This window comes from Sulfurimonas gotlandica GD1, assembly GCF_000242915.1.
GTDB lineage: Bacteria > Campylobacterota > Campylobacteria > Campylobacterales > Sulfurimonadaceae > Sulfurimonas > Sulfurimonas gotlandica.
Window position 1 is genome coordinate 2,800,877 of record NZ_AFRZ01000001.1, and the last position, 20,066, is coordinate 2,820,942.

General features: G+C 33.9%; 20 protein-coding genes. 16 read left to right on the forward strand and 4 right to left on the reverse strand.

The genetic code is table 11. The features are described 5' to 3' along the window. The first annotated feature begins 85 nt into the window (after positions 1-85). The 9 genes from SMGD1_RS13785 to trpB all read left to right on the forward strand — a co-directional run bounded on the left by SMGD1_RS13785 (position 86) and on the right by trpB (position 9,656). A complete protein-coding gene (locus SMGD1_RS13785) occupies positions 86-3,457 on the forward strand; it encodes a caspase family protein (protein ID WP_008337212.1) in 3,372 nt (1,123 codons plus the stop codon). Between the two features lie 18 nt (positions 3,458-3,475). Next, positions 3,476-4,669, forward strand: a complete 1,194-nt coding sequence (locus SMGD1_RS13790) for a patatin-like phospholipase family protein (RefSeq protein WP_008337578.1) — start codon at positions 3,476-3,478, stop codon at positions 4,667-4,669. A 67-nt stretch (positions 4,670-4,736) separates the two neighbouring features. Further along, on the forward strand, positions 4,737-5,609 hold the full coding sequence (gene folD / locus SMGD1_RS13795; protein ID WP_008337386.1) for a bifunctional methylenetetrahydrofolate dehydrogenase/methenyltetrahydrofolate cyclohydrolase FolD: 873 nt from the start codon (positions 4,737-4,739) through the stop codon (positions 5,607-5,609). Beyond that, entirely contained in the window at positions 5,609-6,418 is an 810-nt protein-coding gene (lepB, locus tag SMGD1_RS13800; RefSeq protein ID WP_008337123.1) for a signal peptidase I, read from the forward strand. The genes folD and lepB overlap by 1 nt, the downstream gene beginning before the upstream one ends. Continuing rightward, positions 6,405-7,079 (forward strand): site-2 protease family protein, encoded by a 675-nt coding sequence (locus SMGD1_RS13805; RefSeq protein WP_008337190.1) that lies wholly within the window; start codon positions 6,405-6,407, stop codon positions 7,077-7,079. Before lepB ends, SMGD1_RS13805 begins: the two co-directional genes overlap by 14 nt. A gap of 19 nt (positions 7,080-7,098) precedes the next feature. Next, entirely contained in the window at positions 7,099-7,536 is a 438-nt protein-coding gene (gene rpiB / locus SMGD1_RS13810; RefSeq protein WP_008337231.1) for a ribose 5-phosphate isomerase B, read from the forward strand. 25 nt (positions 7,537-7,561) lie between these two features. Next, on the forward strand, positions 7,562-7,894 hold the full coding sequence (locus SMGD1_RS13815; RefSeq protein ID WP_008337590.1) for a hypothetical protein: 333 nt from the start codon (positions 7,562-7,564) through the stop codon (positions 7,892-7,894). A 14-nt stretch (positions 7,895-7,908) separates the two neighbouring features. Continuing rightward, positions 7,909-8,457 carry an adenine phosphoribosyltransferase gene (locus SMGD1_RS13820; RefSeq protein ID WP_008337273.1) on the forward strand — a complete coding sequence of 183 codons (549 nt, stop codon included), beginning with the start codon at positions 7,909-7,911 and terminating at the stop codon, positions 8,455-8,457. Continuing rightward, entirely contained in the window at positions 8,457-9,656 is a 1,200-nt protein-coding gene (gene trpB / locus SMGD1_RS13825) for a tryptophan synthase subunit beta (RefSeq protein ID WP_008337091.1), read from the forward strand. The genes SMGD1_RS13820 and trpB overlap by 1 nt, the downstream gene beginning before the upstream one ends. A 26-nt stretch (positions 9,657-9,682) precedes the next feature. Here trpB and SMGD1_RS13830 read toward each other — a convergent pair whose 3' ends face one another. Continuing rightward, the gene (locus tag SMGD1_RS13830; RefSeq protein ID WP_008337544.1) at positions 9,683-10,252 is read right to left on the reverse strand and encodes a class I SAM-dependent methyltransferase; all 570 of its coding nucleotides are present in this window, start codon (positions 10,250-10,252) and stop codon (positions 9,683-9,685) included. A 114-nt stretch (positions 10,253-10,366) separates the two neighbouring features. Here SMGD1_RS13830 and SMGD1_RS13835 point away from each other — a divergent pair, with 114 nt between their 5' ends. The 5 genes from SMGD1_RS13835 (at position 10,367) to SMGD1_RS13855 (ending at position 14,442) form a co-directional block, all read left to right on the forward strand. Next, positions 10,367-10,963, forward strand: a complete 597-nt coding sequence (locus SMGD1_RS13835; RefSeq protein ID WP_008337178.1) for a SpoIIAA family protein — start codon at positions 10,367-10,369, stop codon at positions 10,961-10,963. After that, positions 10,956-11,585, forward strand: coding sequence for a PAQR family membrane homeostasis protein TrhA (gene trhA / locus SMGD1_RS13840; RefSeq protein ID WP_039920055.1), 630 nt, complete (start codon positions 10,956-10,958; stop codon positions 11,583-11,585). Before SMGD1_RS13835 ends, trhA begins: the two co-directional genes overlap by 8 nt. Positions 11,586-11,650: 65 nt before the next feature. Then, positions 11,651-13,063 (forward strand): leucyl aminopeptidase, encoded by a 1,413-nt coding sequence (locus SMGD1_RS13845; RefSeq protein WP_008337222.1) that lies wholly within the window; start codon positions 11,651-11,653, stop codon positions 13,061-13,063. Continuing rightward, complete coding sequence (locus SMGD1_RS13850; protein WP_008337451.1) at positions 13,060-13,941, forward strand: DMT family transporter; 882 nt, start codon at positions 13,060-13,062, stop codon at positions 13,939-13,941. Before SMGD1_RS13845 ends, SMGD1_RS13850 begins: the two co-directional genes overlap by 4 nt. Next, entirely contained in the window at positions 13,942-14,442 is a 501-nt protein-coding gene (locus tag SMGD1_RS13855) for an RNase H family protein (protein ID WP_008341586.1), read from the forward strand. Here the strand turns inward: SMGD1_RS13855 and SMGD1_RS13860 are convergent. The 3 genes from SMGD1_RS13860 to SMGD1_RS13870 all read right to left on the reverse strand — a co-directional run bounded on the left by SMGD1_RS13860 (position 14,411) and on the right by SMGD1_RS13870 (position 18,422). Then, entirely contained in the window at positions 14,411-16,339 is a 1,929-nt protein-coding gene (locus tag SMGD1_RS13860; RefSeq protein WP_008337378.1) for a putative bifunctional diguanylate cyclase/phosphodiesterase, read from the reverse strand. The two genes, SMGD1_RS13855 and SMGD1_RS13860, sit on opposite strands and share 32 nt — an antisense overlap. Then, complete coding sequence (locus tag SMGD1_RS13865; protein WP_008337396.1) at positions 16,336-16,929, reverse strand: SCO family protein; 594 nt, start codon at positions 16,927-16,929, stop codon at positions 16,336-16,338. Before SMGD1_RS13865 ends, SMGD1_RS13860 begins: the two co-directional genes overlap by 4 nt. Positions 16,930-17,147: 218 nt before the next feature. Further along, on the reverse strand, positions 17,148-18,422 hold the full coding sequence (locus tag SMGD1_RS13870; RefSeq protein WP_008337277.1) for an ABC transporter substrate-binding protein: 1,275 nt from the start codon (positions 18,420-18,422) through the stop codon (positions 17,148-17,150). Between the two features lie 148 nt (positions 18,423-18,570). Here SMGD1_RS13870 and SMGD1_RS13875 point away from each other — a divergent pair, with 148 nt between their 5' ends. Further along, complete coding sequence (locus SMGD1_RS13875; protein WP_008337296.1) at positions 18,571-19,278, forward strand: tetratricopeptide repeat protein; 708 nt, start codon at positions 18,571-18,573, stop codon at positions 19,276-19,278. Between the two features lie 151 nt (positions 19,279-19,429). Further along, on the forward strand, positions 19,430-20,017 hold the full coding sequence (locus tag SMGD1_RS13880; protein ID WP_008337591.1) for a GNAT family N-acyltransferase: 588 nt from the start codon (positions 19,430-19,432) through the stop codon (positions 20,015-20,017). Positions 20,018-20,066: the final 49 nt, after the last annotated feature.

Consider the following 20,066-nt stretch of genomic DNA (forward strand, 5'->3'; position numbering starts at 1 on the left):
TTACTATATGCATAGACCACTAATAAGAATTTTTTTATTCTATTTAGATAATATTTACATAAATTGCACTAATAGAGGAAGCAGTATGTTTAAAAAACTAGTTAGTTTAACCTTTTCAATTATATTAATTTCTTATTTTAATCAAATCCAAACTGAAGCTGTAGCTTTTAGTATATCTAATATATTTGGTAATACAGAGACTACAAAAGTAATTGACTATAGTGATCCAGACTTCAAAGTAACTAAGCCCTACGTATCAATCAATCATAGTTTTAATATAGAAAAAGTAGTTATTACTCCTGATGGTAAATATGCCTTATCAGCTGGCGGTGATTATGATATAAAATTATGGGATATAAAAACTGGTAAAAACATTCGCACATTCGTTGGCCATACTAGGTCTATTATATCTATCAAGATTATATCAAATGGTAAACATATACTCTCAGGTAGCTACGATAGTACGATGAAACTGTGGGATATTAGAACTGGAAAGCTTATTAAAACATTTAATGGGCACAGTAGAGTCTTAACGGGAATATCAGTTATGAAAGATGATACATATGCTTTCTCAGTAGGTGCTTCAGATATTAATAAAAAACTTCAAGGTGAAGTTATATATTGGAACCTAAAAACAGGTAAAAAACTAAGGAAATACAATATAAGTCTAGAGGGTTTAAACAACGTTCAGATAGATGCAAATGACAAATACTTTTTTGTAAATGCTCCAGGTCATAAAATAAAGATGGTTAATATTGAAACAGGTGAAGAAAACAAAATTTTTAGTGGTCATACAAACCACGTAGGATATATTAAAATATTTAATGACAACAAACAACTCCTAACAGGAAGTTCTGACGGTAGTATAAAAATATGGGATATAGATAATGCTGAAGCAGTGCAGACACTAGAAGGTCATAAAAGTAGAATTACTGATATGGTTTTACTAAAAGATAATGAAGAGCTTCTATCACTATCTATTGATGGTATTATATTATGGGATTTAGAAAGTGGTAAACAAATAAAAGAGTTTAAACGAGATCGTGGGGAATATGGACATTGTTTAGCTTTATATCCAAATGAAAACTATGCCCTTTTGGGAGTAAATGAAAAACTATATAAGCTAGATATAAATAATGATACGAACTATGGAAAAGAACTCAATATAGCTATGGTTAACCCAGCTATAGTTCGTTCAGTGGGATTTAGCCCAGATAATAGATCTGTTATTGTCAGCAATAGATCTGTTTTTGGCAGGGATAATAAAAGAATATATGCTGGATTAGTTTACACTATGGATTCTGGTCTTTTTGGGAATATAAAAAAATATAAAGATTTACAGGGTGAAGTCTTAATAACAAAAGACATGAAGTATATTCTATCAACTTCTCTGTACAAAATACTTCTATCAGATATAAAATCAGGGAAAAAAATAAAAGAATTCATAGGTCATACAAATAGTATTACCTCAATCACCACTAACTCAGATGGAAGATATCTTATTTCAGCGAGTGATGATATGACTATAAAACTGTGGGATATTAAGTCTGGTAAGATTATTGATAGTTTTATTGTAGATACTAAAAAAGATTCGTCTTCCATAGATACACTTAAAGTCTCTTCTGATGATAAATATTTAGTATCTGTAAGTTCGGACAAAAATATAAAGTTATGGGATATTAAAACAGCTAAAGAAATAAACACTCGCATCTATTCTCACAACATAAGGTCCATAGATATTACAACAGATAACAAATATGTAATAGTTGCAGGTTGGAACAATAATATAGATATTCTAGATTTGAAAACATTTAAATTTATCAAATCATTCAAAGGTCATACAAACTATCTATATCATATACAAATATCTAGTGATAATAAATATCTTTTTTCAGCAAGCAATGACAGAACAATCAAGCAGTGGGATATTCAATCAGGTGAATTAATTAAAACATTCAAAGGTCACTCTTCTGGAGTTAAAGGTTTTGACTTAAGTGGCAATGGAGAGTACCTTATCTCATATGACAAAGGTGGTGTTATAAAATACTGGAGTATAAAAGAAGCTAAAGAGCTGTTGTCCATAATCTCTTTTGAAGATGGTAGTTCTATAAGTATAACTCCCGAAGGTTACTTTGATACAACTGCTAGTGGGACTAAGCATTTGAATATACTGACAAACACGATGGAAATCTCCACAATAGACCAGTACTACGAAATATTTTATAGACCTGATATAGTTAGCGAAAGCATAAGTGGCATAAATGAAAATTTTAACTATGCATATAAAGAATCATCTTTAGAGTTAAAAGCCAAACCAATCATAAAAACTGTAAAAGCTAAATCAGAACAAATGCCTAGATTAAAAATAAGTGAAATTAAGCCAGCACAAAAAGTAGCAATCATAGATACCAAAGAGAATATAGACAAAGAAGAGCTAAAAGTAACTCTTAAAATAACTCCAAACTCCGGGGGTATAGGTCAGATAAGACTTTATCTAGACGATGTACTGATTAAAACAGATGGTGATCGTGGACTTAAAAAAGCGCAAGACAAAAACATCGTGCTTAAAACTTATACTATAAAACTAACAAAAGGAAAACATAGTATAAAAGCCATAGTCTATAATGAACAAAACACTATGGCATCTAGTGAAGAAATCTTGGCTGTAATATCTACTTACAACCCTATAATAAAGCCAAATATATATGCAGTTGTAGTTGGTATAAATGAATATAAGAATCCATCTATAGCTCTAAAATACGCAGTAGATGATGCCAAACTTTTTGCAAAAACCATTAAACAAAGGACTAAGCATCTATATGGTGAAGTTGATATAAGACTACTCACTTCAAAAGATGCAACCTCAAAAGAAAATATAACCAAAGCACTTAAAGATATGCAAAACATATCTCCAAATGATTTATTTATCTTTTTTGTCGCTAGTCATGGGATGATTGAAGAGGCAAGATATCATATGATAACTTCAAATGTAGGAGCATTATCTAGTCGTGGAATAAAGAAAGAGGCTATCAATCAAGAGACACTTCGTGACCTAATAGCAAATATACCGACAACTAAAAAATTTATCATTTTAGATACTTGCAACTCAGGAAAATTAGGGAAAACTCTTGAGGTGGCATTTCTTACACGTGGACTTACAGAGACAACTGCCATGAAAGTTTTAAGTCGTGCAGTCGGTTCTACTATTATTTCCGCTTCATCGTCTTCTCAAGAGGCACTAGAGGGCTACAATGGACATGGTTTACTAACGTATGTGCTCGCTGATGGACTAAACGGCAAGGCAGATGCCGACAACGATGGATATATAAAAACATTAGAGATTGCAAACTTCGTAGAAGACAGAGTCCCTGAGATAGCAGAAAAAGTGTTTAAACGTGCTCAATACCCGTATATATCACCTCTAGGTCAAGGCTTTCCATTAGTAAAAATAAAATAAATAATTAATAGGCTTAATATGAAAAAAATACTTTTATCTATACTACTTCCTATACTATTTTTAGGTTGCACAACAAGACCACCGGCACTTCCGGATGCTCACGCTCATAAACTCCCTTGGGGTGCAATAGATTTAGACATAAACTCTAAAGACAAATCCTCTATAAAAAACTCCTTAGGAAGTATTTTAACTCAAAAAGCCAATAGATACAGCGAAAGTAACGGCAAAGTCCCTTTTGATATTTTAACCCTTACAGGTGGTGGCTCACGCGGTGCATTTGGTACAGGTCTTCTTATTGGCTGGACAAAAAAAGGTGACATTCCAAACTTCGACATAGTAACTGGAATCTCTACCGGTGCGGTTATGGCTCCATTTATATTTTTAGGTAAAGATGAACTAAAAAAAGTTGAATATTTCTATACAAAAATGCATACTGATGATATATTTGAAAGATCATGGACGAGCTTCTTCGGCTACGGATATATCATGAATGCCAAACCACTCAAAAAACTTTTTAAACGAACTTTTGACAAAGCTTTTTTAGACAAGGTAGCCTTAGAGCATAAAAAAGGTCGTCGTCTCTACATAGGAACTACTAACATAGATACGGGACAGCTTATAGTTTGGGATATGGGAGCTATAGCTTCTAGTGACAAACCTGATAAGTATCAAAGGTTTTGTGACATAGTCTATGCATCTTCTGCTCTGCCTATCTATCTGCCACCACAATATATAAAAGTAGAAGCAGATGGTCAAGACTACTACCAGATGCACATAGACGGTGGCATCTACTCTCAGGTTTTTATGATTGGCCTGCTTGTTAACTGGGGAGAAGTTTTGGACTTTAAAAAAACAGCTAACACTGACTTCGACGTTACGCTCTACACTGTTTCAAACAGAAAGTACAGACAAAGGGATATCTATAAACCGGTAGAACAAGCACCTTTTAGCATCATAGAAGCCTATGTATTAACAGAGATGGATCTGCTCTTTGACAGAAGCGTTTATAGACTCTACAGTAGTTGCAAGAAAAAAGGATTTAAATTCAAAATGGCGACCATCCCAGAGAAGATGACAGACGTCGTAATCGAACCTACAGAGTTTAACTCAAAACAGATGACAAAACTCTACAACATTGGCTACCAGCTTGGCAAAAATCACGTTGAGTGGAAAGAAAAAATATCATTTGATGAGTATGATAATAACAGATAGATAGCTCCTAAAGCGCCTTATTATAATTTGATGGGTATAATAATAAAAAAATATTCATGAGGTTTAAATGCAGATACTAGACGGTAGAGCACTCTCAAAAAAAATAGAAGAAAAAGTTAGTCAAGAAGTTAAAAACCTAAAGTCAACTTGCGGGTGTACGCCTGGTTTAGCAGTTGTTTTAGTTGGTCAAGACCCAGCAAGTGCTGCATACGTAAACATGAAGAAAAAAGCTTGTGACAGAGCTGGTTTTTACTCTATCACTCATGATATGCCAGAATCAATATCTCAAGAAGCTATTGAAAAAACTATCGTAATGCTAAACAATGATACAAATGTTGATGGAATCTTAATTCAGCTTCCTCTACCTGAACATATAGATACAACTAAACTTTTAGAGCTTGTTGATCCAGCTAAAGATGTTGATGGTTTTCATCCTTTTAATGTTGGTCGCCTTGCTACAGGTCTAGATGGCTTTGTTCCATGCACACCACTTGGAGTTATGGAACTCTTACGTGAATACAACATAGATGTAAAAGGTAAAAACTGTGTAGTAGTCGGTGCTTCAAATATAGTTGGAAAACCTATGGCTGCCCTACTTTTAAATGCAAATGCTACAGTTGAAATCTGTCATATCTTTACAGATGATTTGAAAAAACACACTTTAGCAGCAGATGTTGTTTTAGTTGGTGTTGGTGTTATCAACCTTATAACAGAAGATATGGTCAAGGACAATGTTGTGATTATAGATATCGGTGTAAGTAGAACTCCAGAAGGTAAACTTGTAGGTGATGTTGACTTTGAAAATGTAAGTAAAAAAAGCTCATATATTACTCCAAGTCCAGGTGGTGTCGGTCCAATGACTATAGCTATGCTTCTCAGCAACACTGTAAAAGCTGCAAAAATGAATGCAAAAAAACTTTTAGAAAAGAGTGAAGCTTAATGAAAGAAGTTATAAAAAAGGCCTATAGATTCTCAAACTCTTGGACTGGAACTATAATCATAGTTCTATTCATCATATTTTTTATCGCACAAGCGTTTAGAATTCCATCTGGTTCAATGAAAGACTCACTTCTCATCGGTGACCACCTTTTTGCTAAAAAGTTTGCGTATGGCATCTCTATGCCGCACATTCCTTTTCTGGAGATGTCAATCATGCCATGGAGCGATAAGCTTCGTTTAGTTGATGGTGATACACCGGAGCGTGGAGATATTGTAATCTTCAGGTACCCTGGTAATCCAAAACAGCACTTTGTAAAAAGATGTGTAGCACTTGAGGGAGATGAGCTATTTGTTTCTGAAAAAAACTTATACATTCATCACAGTGAAGGTGACGAGTGGATAAAAGAGAACTTCAAAGGTTTTGAAATCATAGTTTTTGCAGGAAAGCTTTGGGTTAAAAATCCTTACATGAAAGATCATCCAGGTATTCACCATGATGAAAAGATTGTAAACAACGGCAGATATCCGATGCCACTATTTTATTTCTCTCCTATAAAAGTTGAAAAAGGTAACTACTTTATGATGGGTGACAATAGAGACCACTCAAACGACAGTCGTTTTTGGGGAGCAGTTCCTTATGACAACATCGAAGGAACTCCTTGGTTTGTTTACTTCTCTGTAAATGATAAATGGGAAATCAGATGGGATAGAATCGGCAAGACTCCGACAGATTTAGAATCAGTTTCACATCTTGACTTAGCAAGAAAAGAGAGATTACAAATAGATAAAGATGACCATGGAATCTATTGATTTACTAAAAATATTAGCAGCAGTACTAGCACTTGCAGTAGCAATCATCGGGCATGAGATTATGCATGGTTGGGTTGCATACATGTATGGAGACACAACTGCTAAAAATGCAGGAAGACTATCTATAAATCCATTAATTCATGTTGATTTAGTAGGTACTATTATAGTTCCAGCGACAATGTACTTCTTACCTATGCTTCTTGGTGGAGAAAGCGGATTTTTATTTGGTTGGGCGAAACCTGTACCTATAAATACGGCTACTGTTATTAGAAGCGGTGGGTATAACGCTGCTATGCAAGTTGACCTTGCAGGAATAGTTTACAACTTTACAATGGCTACTTTAGCATCTGTAGCTGTAATCGCAATGGCTCAGCCTACAACTGCTGATAGTTTAGTATATATATTTGCATATATGTTTGTGTTTCAGCTTCTAATCATAAATGTTGTCTTAGGGGTATTTAACTTACTTCCTATTCCTCAATTTGATGGAGCACACTTTTTAATGCATCTTGCTCTAAAGTATAGAGTAAATGCTGTTGCAGAGTTTTTTTACAAAAATGAAAGATACGGAATTATAGTAGTTTTAATCATTCTAATGACACCACTAAAAAACTACCTGCTTTTAATGCCGGTACAAGCCATTTTACAACTATTGACATAATTAATAAAAAGGACAAATATTGAAGTTTTACATCGCTACAGACCATGCGGGAATTGATTTAAAAGACTATACAGTCGAACTACTAAAAGAAAAGGGACATGAGGTTATTGACCTTGGTCCTTTTTCAAAGGATAGAGTTGATTATCCAGACTATGCTGTTAAAGTATCTGAGTCTGTTCTAGGAGATCCAACTTCTCAGGGAATTCTTATTTGTGGTTCAGGTATAGGTATGAGTATGGCAGCAAACCGTCACACTGGCATCAGAGCTGCACTTTGTCACGATGCTTACACTGCTATGGTAGCTCGTGGTCACAATGACGCTAACATCTTATGTTTTGGTGAGAGAATCGTGGGTAAAGGTGTAGCTGAGTCTATACTAGATTCTTGGATAGCTTCTAGTTTTGATGGTGGAAGACACTGCGGTCGTGTTGATAAAATCGAAGCGATAAACGCTTAGTAAAAAACAATTTCAAGGAAAGCTCATGTTTTGGGAATGGTCACTTTTAACAATATTATCAATTGTATCCGTTTATCTATTTGTTAAGATGTATTACTTTAAAAGTATTACAAACAAAGAGCAAAGAGGTAACGACTTGATGAAGTTAACGCTTCGAGAAGCAGAGATGCTAATCAGAAAGTATCAGATACAACTTCAACGTGCACTTGGTAATGTTGATATTCTGAGTGAAGAGCTTACTAAACTTAGAAATGAGCTTAAAGTTCTAAAACAGAGAAATACTAAACACAGACAAGAGACTGATCGTCTAAATGGTAAAATCAAAGCACTAGAGGGTCGTATAGACGCTCTACTATAAAAAGGGGAAATGGCATGACATTAAGCAAAACAGAAAGAAAAATAATAGAAGCATCAATTAGGGATATCAAAGATTTCCCTAAACCTGGAATAGTTTTTAAAGATATCACAACGCTACTAAACGATCATAAAGCTTACGGCGTACTTATGAATCACCTATATCAAAGATACAAAGAGTATAACCTAGACTTTATAGCCGGTATAGATGCCAGAGGTTTTATCTTCGGTGCAGCTCTTGCTCAGATGCTAGGTCTTGGTTTCGTTCCTATTCGTAAAAAAGGAAAACTCCCATATACGACTATCAGTGAAAAATACTCACTTGAGTATGGTGTTGATGAAGTTGAAGTACACATAGATGCATTCAGTGCTGTCCCTAATGCAAAAGTTCTAGTTATAGATGATCTTATAGCTACAGGCGGAACTGCAAATGCTGCTGCTACACTTGTAAACCAAACTGGTGCTACGTGTGTTGAAGCTTGTTTTATTATCGGACTTAGCTTCCTGGACGGCATCAAAAAATTAGAAGAGAAAACAACTGTTTATTCTCTTATAGAGGTTAATTAATGTATATTCCCTCAGCTTCTAAATTTGACCCGGATGAGAATGGACACTTCGGCATCTTCGGTGGACGTTATGTTCCTGAAACACTTATGCCTGCACTGCTGCAACTAAAGGAAGAGTACGAAGCGATTCGTTTTGACAAAGAGTTTTGGAAAGAAGTTCACTACTATTTGACTGACTATGTTGGTCGCCCTTCTCCACTCTACTATGCTGAAAATATTTCTAAAGAGCTTGGAGCTAAAGTCTACTTAAAACGTGAAGATCTAAACCATACTGGTGCGCACAAAGTAAACAATGTTATTGCCCAGGGTTTAATGGCTAAGAGACTTGGTTATAAAAAAATAATCGCTGAGACTGGTGCGGGACAACATGGTGTTGCAACAGCGACCATCTGTGCACTCCTAGGTTTAGAGTGTGAGATTTTCATGGGTGCTAAAGATACTGAGAGACAAGAGCTCAATGTATTTCGTATGAAACTTCTAGGTGCTAAGGTGAACGCTGTTGAGAGTGGTTCACGTACACTAAAAGATGCTATGAATGAAGCTATCCGCCACTGGGTAACAAATGCTAGAGATACCTTCTACATCATAGGAACTGTTGCAGGTCCGCATCCATATCCAATGATGGTTAGAGATTTTCAAGCTATCATAGGCTTCGAAGCAAGAGCACAGATTTTAGAAAAAGAAGGAAGACTACCTGACCACGTAATAGCATGTATCGGTGGCGGTTCAAACGCTATAGGAATGTTTCAGCACTTTTTAGAAGATGCGGAAGTTGAGTGTATCGGTATTGAAGCCGGTGGACTTGGCATCGATACAGACAAACATGGATGTTCTCTTAAAAAGGGTCGCCCAGGTGTTCTGCACGGTCAAATGAGCTACACACTTCAAGATGAAGATGGACAGATAATAGAAGCTCACTCTATCTCAGCCGGACTGGACTACCCTGGAATAGGTCCTGAACACTCTTTTCACAATGATAATAAATCTGTAACTTATGACAATGCAACAGACCAAGAAGCTCTAGATGCATTTGTATGGTTATCACAAAAAGAAGGTATCATCCCAGCATTTGAGAGTGCTCATGCAGTTGCATATCTTAAAAAGATGAAAAACATAAAAGACAAAGTAATCATCGTAAACCTTTCAGGTCGCGGTGACAAAGATATGATTCAAGCTAAAGACATACTTCACTTCGATTAAAATCCATCCTCTTTTTGGGTGGATATTTATAAGCTAGCACTAACTGTATAGCGCCATTTATGTTTGCTTATCTCTACTTTAAAACCGTGACTTTCTAACATCTTTTTCAGAGCATCTACTTCGTAAAAATGTCCCGGTTCACCCAGTAGTTTTTCCATAGTACATATTGCTTTTCCTCTAAACGTGCCAAAGTCAAAATCATAGATAAACAGTTTTCCATCTTTCTTTAACACTCGCACTACTTCCTTCATAGCTACATCTGGATCATTGAAGTGATGCAGTGACTCGCCCATAAGTACGGCTTCAAAATTATCATCTTCAAATGGAAGTGCTTCAGCCATCCCTACATGCACTTGTGCGTAGTTTGGTGCATACTTTAACATTCCTTCTGCTGGATCAACTGCTACATATTTCAGATTAGAGTTGCATCTATGAGCGAACTCACTCATGACACCTGTTCCTGCCCCGACATCAAGCACAGATTCTTCACCCTTTAATTGTTCTAAAAATATGCATAGTTCATCAAGTACCTCTTTTGGATATATGACAGAACCAAAATGTTTAAAAAAGTATCCTAGATAGTTAAAAGGTATCATTAGTTTCTTTCCTTTACTTAATCAGTTTTAATTATATCATAGTGATTGAATCTTCACATTTTAAACACACTCTTTAGGTACAATATAAATATAAACTATTCAGAGGAGTATGCAATGAGCACAATAGAACATGGTATTTCCATAGGTATTAGTAGAGTAAATAAATTCTTTTTTATGAAAGTTAAAATAAACGGAACCCTAACTCATGAAGATTATGAGAGAATGGTTCCCATGCTAAGAAGTGCTATAGATGGAGTAAAAGATCCCGATGTCAGGGTTCTTATGGATGCTACCGAGTTTAGTGGCTGGGAGATGAAAGCCGCTTGGGATGACTTCATATTTGGCATCGAGTTTAGAAATGTTTTTACTAAAATAGCATTTGTAGGAACTACTGCATGGGAAGAGTATGGAGTAAAGATAGGAAGCTGGTTTATGAGTGGAGACGTTAAGTTCTTCAAATCTCTAGACGAAGCATACATCTGGCTAAACAAAGAAAAAATCATACCAACAACTGCTGTGCAAAAAGATTTGCACGCTAGAAAAGAAGAGATAAGAAATGATCTGGAATCTCTGTTTAAATCAAACCTAAAAATTGTTGACTGGAATGTACCGGAACCTGACGACCAAGATGCTTCTGAGATATTAGTTAGCATCTTAGAAGAAAAACTCCAAGAGATAAAAGCTGATGTAAAGGACGGTAAATATAAATAACTTCTCACTTCTTGAAGAAATTTGGCACGCTATCTCTCATGGACTTGGCTTAGCGTTAAGCATAGCTGGACTTGCTATATTAGTTGCATTTGCAAGTATTAACGGTTCAGCAATGGCTATTATAAGCAGTGCAATATTTGGGACAACCCTTATCTTTATGTATGGCTCTTCTACTCTATATCATGCTATTACACATCAAGAAATCAAAGAGTTGTTTCAAAAATTTGACCACGCATCTATATATTTTCTCATAGCTGGGAGTTACACGCCTATTACTCTTGTTTCTCTTGCTGGGCCATGGGGATACTCCATTGCATCTGCTATTTGGGCAACTGCTTTTTTTGGCATCTACATGAAGTTTATGTATCCAAATCGTTTTGAAAAACTATCTCTTTTTTTATATCTAATCATGGGTTGGAGTATTGTAGTAGCAATGAAACCTCTTAGCGAGTCTATGGAAAGTGGAGGTATTTACCTTCTTATTGCCGGCGGTCTTTCTTATACCTTGGGAGTATTTTTCTACATAAATGATCACAAGAATTTTTATCACGCCATCTGGCATCTCTTTGTGCTTGGAGGAAGTATTTTCCATTTCTTTATGACATTGTTTTACATCATATAAATAAACTCTATTTTATACTCTTTTAGATACTATCTTGCAAAATAATTTAACAACATGGATACTTTATGAACATTCAACTATTAAACAAAAATATTTCTGATATCAAAGCAGATATCACAGTAGAGTTTTTAACTCCAGATGCGTTAGCAGAACATACAGAGATAAGAGTTTTAAACCAAGCAGGTTTCAAAGCAGAGCAAGATTCTATTTGTTTTTTACATGAAAAAGGTCTTCTTTTTTGTGGAACTGATAGTAAAAAAAGTGACGATATAAGAAGTGCAACGGTAAGTATGATTAAAGCACTTAAGTCTTCAAACTATGAAAGTGCAGTATTTAGTGTTTTAAAAAACAGCTCTCTTGCTGCGATGGTTGAAGGTGTTGTCCTTGGTGGATATGAGTTTAATGAATATAAATCCAAGCCAAAAGAGATAGCTCTAAAAAATATTTCACTTGCATCTAACGAACTTGATTTTGAAGAACTAAAAAAGACTTTTGATGAAGCAATTATCATTGCTAATGCTACATGTTACACTCGTGACATTGTAAACAAAGCTCCACAAGAGTTAAACCCTGAGACTTTTGCTATACTGGCTAAAAAGCTGGCAGACACTAACTCACTAGAATGCAATATTCTTGCAGAGCTTGAACTAAAAGCTCAAAACATGAATGCTATGCTAGCGGTTGGTCGTGCTTCCATCCATGAGAGTCAACTTATCCACTTAGCATATAAGCCAGCCAATCCTAAAAAAATCATCTCACTTGTTGGTAAGGGTCTAACTTACGATAGCGGTGGACTAAGTCTAAAACCTGCTCTAAATATGGTAACTATGAAAATGGATAAAGCCGGTGCTTGTGCTGTTTTAGGAATTATCAAAGCAGCTAGTGAGTTAAAACTGGATGTTGAAATCCATGCATTTATTGGTGCGGTTGAGAATATGGTTGGTGGAAATGCTTACAAGCCTGATGATGTATTAGTTTCTCGCAGTGGAACAACTATTGAAGTTAGAAACACAGATGCCGAAGGTCGTTTAGTGCTTTGTGACGTTTTAGACTATGCTCAAGATGCTGTAAAAGCAGATGCTATCTTCGACTTTGCTACTCTTACCGGTGCTTGTGTAGTTGCACTTGGTCAATACACGACTGGAGTTATGGGACATTCACATAAACTAAAACATGACATGTCAAAAGCTGCTAGTGCATCAGGGGAGCTAACTGGTTCACTTCCATTTAACAGACACCTTAAAAAACTTCTAAAAAGTGAAATTGCAGATATCTCTAATGTATCTTCTAAGCCTTATGGCGGGGCTATTACAGCCGGTCTATTTTTAGATAAATTCATCAGAGACGAGAATAAGAACAAATGGATGCACTTTGATATAGCAGGTTCAGCATATACTGAGACTCCATGGGATTGTAATGTTTACGGTGGAACTGGAGCTGGTGTGCGCTTTATGAGTGAGTATTTAAAAAATATATGACAAAAGAGCGCGAAGGCGAACTTTTTATGATAGGACTCTCCATTTTGGAGAGTTGGTTTCCTATACTTTCCATCGTAGCCATTTCATATATAGGCGCTCTTCACACTTACGCTTTTTCTCTATTTGTATCACTATTCTTTTTCATACTCATAATGCTAAAGAAAAATCTTTTTCAAGAACTTAAAAACAGAGAAGCTTACAAAGACCTGCTACTTACGAGTTTTTGGATTACAACACTCTTTGCGCTTGTGTTCATAGGTATGCAGTTCACTACAGCTGGTAATATGTCCGTTATTATATTTACCCAACTCTTTTTCTCCTACATATACTTCAATGTGTTTGGAAAAGATAAAATGTATTTTATTCACAGTGCTGGCGCTTTTATTATGGGAGTTGGGGCGATAATAACACTTACTCCTGATGATTTTACTTTGAATAAAGGTGATTTTATAATCCTAATAGGAGCAGCAATCGCACCCATAGCTAACCTATACTCAAAAAGAGCCAGAATTTTTTGCTCATCTGAGACTATTTTAGGATTTAGAACGATCATTGCACTTCCATTCATAACTCTTTTAGCATGGATTGTAGAACCTGAGATTACTCTGGATGGCGCACAAAAAGCTCTACCATATTTTCTTCTTATAGGATTATTAGTTTTTGGCATCTCAAAAATTTTATGGATGGAGGCCCTGCATCGTACATCTATAACCAAGATTAGTGCTATGACTGCGATAGTTCCACCTATGACACTTTTTTTTGCATATATATATTTAGATGAAATACCTGAGATTCGTCAGATGCTTGGAATAATTCCTATTTTAATAGGTGGCTATCTTTTGACAAAACCAATTAAAACTAATGAAATATCTAGCTAGATGCAGACAACAAGTCATAAACCTACTCTCTACCTGTTTACAGATGCAAGTGTAAATCCTCAAGCAAAAATTGGCTTTGGGGCATACATACTTCTAGACGAAGAGAAAATTTCTTCTGCAATGTTCTCTAAAGATGATGTAAAGAGTAGAAAATTTGAAAATACAAGCTCAACAAAACTCGAGCTTGAAACTTTACTTTGGGCTTTAAATGACATTCCCTTGCAAAACAATAAGATTATTATATTTACAGATTGTCAAAATATCATAGGCTTAAATGACAGACGAGAGAGATTTGAGAAAAATAACTATCTGACTAGTAAAAACAAACTGATAAAGAATCATGAACTATATAAAGAGTTTTTTAAAATTACAGACACTGCTGATTGTGACCTTATAAAAGTCAAAGGTCACAAAAAGCATAAAGATAAAGACATGATAGACAATATTTTCACTCTAGTCGATAAAGCTTCTAGAGATGCTCTTCGTGAAGCAGTTTTATAAACTCTTCTTCTGGCATTGGTTTTGCAAAGTAATACCCTTGAATAATCTCACAGCCATGCTCTTTTAAATAGCTGTATTGGTATTCATGTTCAACCCCTTCAGCTACAACATCAAGACCTAGACTTTTTCCCATAGCCAAAATAGTATTGAGAAGTATCTCATCATTATTTCCCACTTCAGATATGTCATCAACAAAACTCTTATCTATTTTTAGCGTGTCTATTGGAAACTTCTTAAGATAAGAGAGTGATGAATAGCCAGTTCCGAAATCATCTATATATATGGAAACACCAAGATTTTTTATCTCTTGTAAGGTTGTGAGAGTTTTCTTAATATGCTGCATCATTATACTCTCTGTTATCTCTATACCAAGTTGTTTTGGGTCAACATCATTCTTTGATAATTCTTCTTTTAGGTCTTGATAGAGGTCTGTATTTTGAAACTGTCTTGTTGATATGTTAATCGAGACTTTTAAACCATTATAGCCTAAATCACTAAATCGTCTAATAGCCAGACTGCTCTCTTGTATAACAAACTTACCAAGACTCAACATAAAACCTGTACTCTCTGAAATAGGGATAAAAACATCTGGTCCTATAAGCCCTTTTTCATGATGAATCCATCTAAGCAATGCTTCTGCGCCAACAATTTTTTTACTCTTAGCATCTACTTTTGGTTGATAGTAGAGTTTAAACTCATTATCATAAAATGCTCTTTGCATATCATTTATTATGTCAACTTCATTATGTATCTTGGTATTTAAAGACTGCGTAAAAAAGCTAAAGTTATCTCGTCCATCTGCTTTAGCATTGTACATAGCTATATCTGCATACTTCATAAGCTCTCGAATACTTGATGAATCATCTGGAAAGATTGAAATCCCTATACTTGCAGAAAGCCTTAAAGAGTAACCTTTGATAAGCAACTCTTTTCTAAACTCTCTAAGCAGGTTAGTAATTATTGGCAACAGCTCATCATCACTGTCAAAATCTGAGATCACAATAATAAACTCATCTCCACCTATTCTTGTAATCAAATCATTCTTGTTGACACCATTTCTTAGAATATTTGCCACAGTCTGCAAAAGGGCATCTCCAATGTCATGTCCAAGCGTGTCGTTAATATTTTTAAAATGATCTAAATCTAAGAAAATAATCGCAAATTTTTTAGAGTTCTCATCAGCATAATGCTTTACTTTTTCTATCTGCTCATTTAAGTAGAGTCTGTTTGGAAGACCGGTCAAAGAATCATGAAGTGAAGTGTGTTTTAGCTCTTTATTTAACTCAAACACTTTGTTTCTCGCAATATTCAGGTCAATATTATGTTCTCTTTGAAGTCTTATAAGATAGCCCAAAACTAAGAATTCACTCACAACAAAGATTGCATGCAATAAAACAATATCAAAGCCACAACCATAGTTAAAAACCATTACAGGCATATCAAAGAGAGAAACCTCATATAGCTGAAGATAATTAAACACAATATGGTGTATGGTAGTCGTTAAAGCTGCAGCCAATAGAGGAAAAATATCCTTATACAGTGTTAGTATAGCCATAGTTATAAATACATGAAAGTGCATCTCTATTCGACCTAAATACTGCTGAATAAAAATAACTGAAAAGAGCATTAGTGCTATAGCTATAAAATATCTATAAAAATTATCACCCTTTAAAAATGGATATAAAATAAGAATAGGAATAACAATTAAAGCCCCGCCAAAAAATCCATAATAATAAGTATCATAAAGTATTGAGGTAATAAATGTAGCAATAAACCACTGGAGAACAAGTAATCCAATCATCACCTTATCTGCTTGTATATTTAGCAGTTTAAAACTACCCTTTGCAAAAAACGGTATTCTCGGATATGTAAATATGTAATTCATTACTGTGTTCATTTTAAATCCTCGGTTTTTCTTACTTTTAATTGTTTTATATCTTCAGTGATTTTTTCCTTGTTAAATGGATGCACGGAGTAGATATTTTTCAGGACTTGTCTATTCGAAGCGTTTTCTATCAAATATAGAAAATCAGTGTGATCTAGTTCTGTCTTATCCGAGAGGCTTCTTGAGAAAAAAAGTCCGAAAGTCCTATCTATACTCAGTGTCTCTTTTCTTGATAGATATACACCTTTAAAGTCCTTGTTAAAAACTTTTGCAAAATTATCAGGTTGATGCTTTTCTACTTCAGGTGTAAGATTTACAAACATCACTTCCACATCTTCTTTAACTGCTTCAAACTCTTTAGACTCATGCATAGTATTTAATTTTTCCAACAAAGGAGTACATACGTCTACACATCCAACATAACCAAAAAAAAGTAAGATAAATTTTCTGTCACTTTTTACATAGCTGGCTTCTAGCTCTTTATTTATTTCAATTTTGCCTTTAGTATTTGAGACAAAGATAAAAGATTGTATAAACGGAACCATCAAAAAGAAGATTGAGAGCAGAACAATCGTAACTATTTTATATTTTTTATTTTTCAATTTTTACTATTCCAATTATTAAAGACGTGAATGATTAATATACTCAGTATAAACTTTATGTGCAACATTCAAGTAGCTTTATTTGACGTAATAAATCTATGCTTAAATGTTATAGATTTTTTAGATTTTTTACTTGCACGCACTCATCAAAAAGTTTTTTATCATTTGAGTGTATAAAATATGTTAGAACATTGGGATCATCTTTATATATATCACTCTCAACCAACAAAATTAGCTAGTAACTCTTTTGAAACAAATAGTTTTTCTTTATCAGTTTCAAGTCTCCAATACGCCAAATCAAAAAGAGGGGAGAGATGTTTATTGATAAACTGATCTTTTGCATATAGTTTTGATTTTAGATATTCCAGTTTTGATATTTTCTTAGCTTGGTGTTTATACTTTTTTTTCTCAATTGCGTACATTGTGACAACTCCAAAGAACAAAACTATGAAAACAATTGTAAAGATATTTAAAAACATCGACTTTTCACCTTCAATGGAATTATCATTATCAATCAAAGTGGAATTTCTTGCGATATACTCCGATAGTATAACTCTTGAGTTACTTAACTCTTTTAAATTAAAAAAATACTCATTAGAATCTTTATCTATAGATTCTAAACCTTCTAAAGAACCTTTTTCCAAATATTGTAAAACTAATTTTGCTGCCCCGCCACCTTGCGAAGAACCACTTGTAACATAACCACCAACAACACCATCATACATATATGAGTCTTCCATGCTCAGTATGATTAAGTTTTTATTTTCTCTAATAATATCAATAGACTCTCTTGGTAAAAGTGTAATATTTTTACTATCTTTAAAATTTCCTATTGTTGTTAAAATAACAAAACTTCTCGGCTTAGTCGGAAGTTGACTTTTAATTTTAGAAATATACTCATCGCTTAAATAATGAAAATTAATATTAGCAAATTCACTTTGCTTAGATTCAAGTTCTTTTTTTATAGAAGCATAAGTATTTGAGTTGTCTCCTATAAAATATATATCTCTGGTTTGCGGAGAAAACTGTTTTATCAGCGCTATATTTGGTTCTATATCTTTTAATTCATAAATCCCTACAAATACATCTTTTGGCAAGATTTTTTGCATATCTAAATTATTTACTCCAGAAAAGAATATTGGTATTTGCTTATGAAATATTTTTTTATAATTAGAAAAAATAAAATTAAGGGCATTATCATCCGTAACGTATATCAAATCTGGATTTATTTCAGCATACTTCATCTTTAAATACTCAAGAAAATACTCTTGATACTCATCTGTAAATTTTAATCTTTTTGTATCTAAATATTCGCTCGAAAATTCAAATTTTTCAGTAGAGTTATTTAGAGTTTCTACAAATGAATTGTGCTGTTTTTTCGTCCAAGCATATTCTTGTGAATATGAATGTAAAATAAATACAGAAGTTTTATCTGACGCGTATAAAGAGAGTGTAAAACTAATAACTAGTAATAATTTTTTAAAAGAATCCAATATATAATCACCTTAAGTTGTTTTATTATTATTCCTTATTTTACAATTTATATACTAAAATCACGTTTATATCACTTTTTCTTTCAAGTTATTTTTCGTTATAATTATTTATGTGTGTTGCTATATTTGATATACAGAGGAGAAAATTATGAAAAAGTTAATAGTGGGGATAATTTTATTATGCAGTATAAATCTATATGCTGACTTTGCTGCGGGCATCTATGAATACAATGAAAAAAACTATGAAGATGCAATGGTTCTCTGGGATGAAGCTTGTAATGCCGGTGATATAAAATCTTGTCATAACTTAGGTCTAATGCTATATAGCGGTAAAAATGTAAAGCAGGATTATCAAAAAGCTATGAAATCATTCTCTAAGTCTTGTAAAAAAGGCGTTGACAGCAGCTGCTACAATATAGCCATAATGTATTTACGTGGTTATGGGGTTAAACAAGATTATAAACTTGGGATAGATTTCTATGATAAAGCTTGTAATGCTGGAAATTCTGAATCTTGCTACAACCTTGGAAATATATATAAAGATGGACAGGTGGTAACCCAAAATTTCCAAAAGTCAAAAGAATATTTCATAAAATCATGTACAACTGACAATATGTCTGCATGTTATGAGCTTGGTAATATGTACGTTAAGGGTCAAAAAGAGTATATTCAAGCTAAAGAAATGTTCCAAAAAGCTTGTGATGGAGGACTAAACTATGGTTGCTATAATCTAGGCGTATTATACCTAGAAGGAAATGGGGTAAAACAAAATAAAATAAAAGCTAAACAGCTGTTTAAAAAAGCTTGTGATGGCAGAATTTCAACAGCATGTAAAAACTATAAAGAACTAAAATAAACTTATTACATTATAAACTATGTTATTACTGGGTTATATTGATACTTATTAATATTTCTGTGTACTTTTGGAGGTCATTTTATGCCATTTTTGTTAATATATATAGTACGATTGTCGTAATTAGTTCAATTTTGTACTAAAAAGGGGCGGCTTGAATTTCACATTTTTAGAAGTTAAAGATAGCAACTTATTAGAAGATGTATTTAAGTTCAGATACAAAATTCTTTTAGAAATATATCCTGAGTATTTACAAAATCTAAATTTAAGTGAAGAAAAAGAGTATGATAAGTATGACCCGTATTCAGTTCATTTTGCTGTTTTAGATGAAAATTATGAAATTTGTGCAACTGTTAGATTAATACATAGTTCTCCGCTTGGATACCCTACTGAAAACTATATGAAAACAGATAGTGATTCTTTCCAAAGAGACAAACTTGGCGAGATGTCAAGAATATTTATAGATTCTAAATATAGAAAATTAAAAACAACCAAATGTATAATACACGGTCTTATCAAATTGATTTATATAAAAATGATCCAATTGGATATTGAGTATACCTATGGCTCACTAGAATCAAACTTTTTAAGACTACTAAAAATTTATAAATTGAATTACGTCACAATTGGCGAAGAACAGAAGCATAAATATTTTGGTCTGCGTCATCCATGTATTCTATATACAAAACAGCTTGTTGCTGATAATCCCGAACTTGATAAAACGATAGGAGAACCGTCATAAAAAATACTATTTTAAATAAGCTGCCTAAAATTAGCTTTCTTTTGTTCCC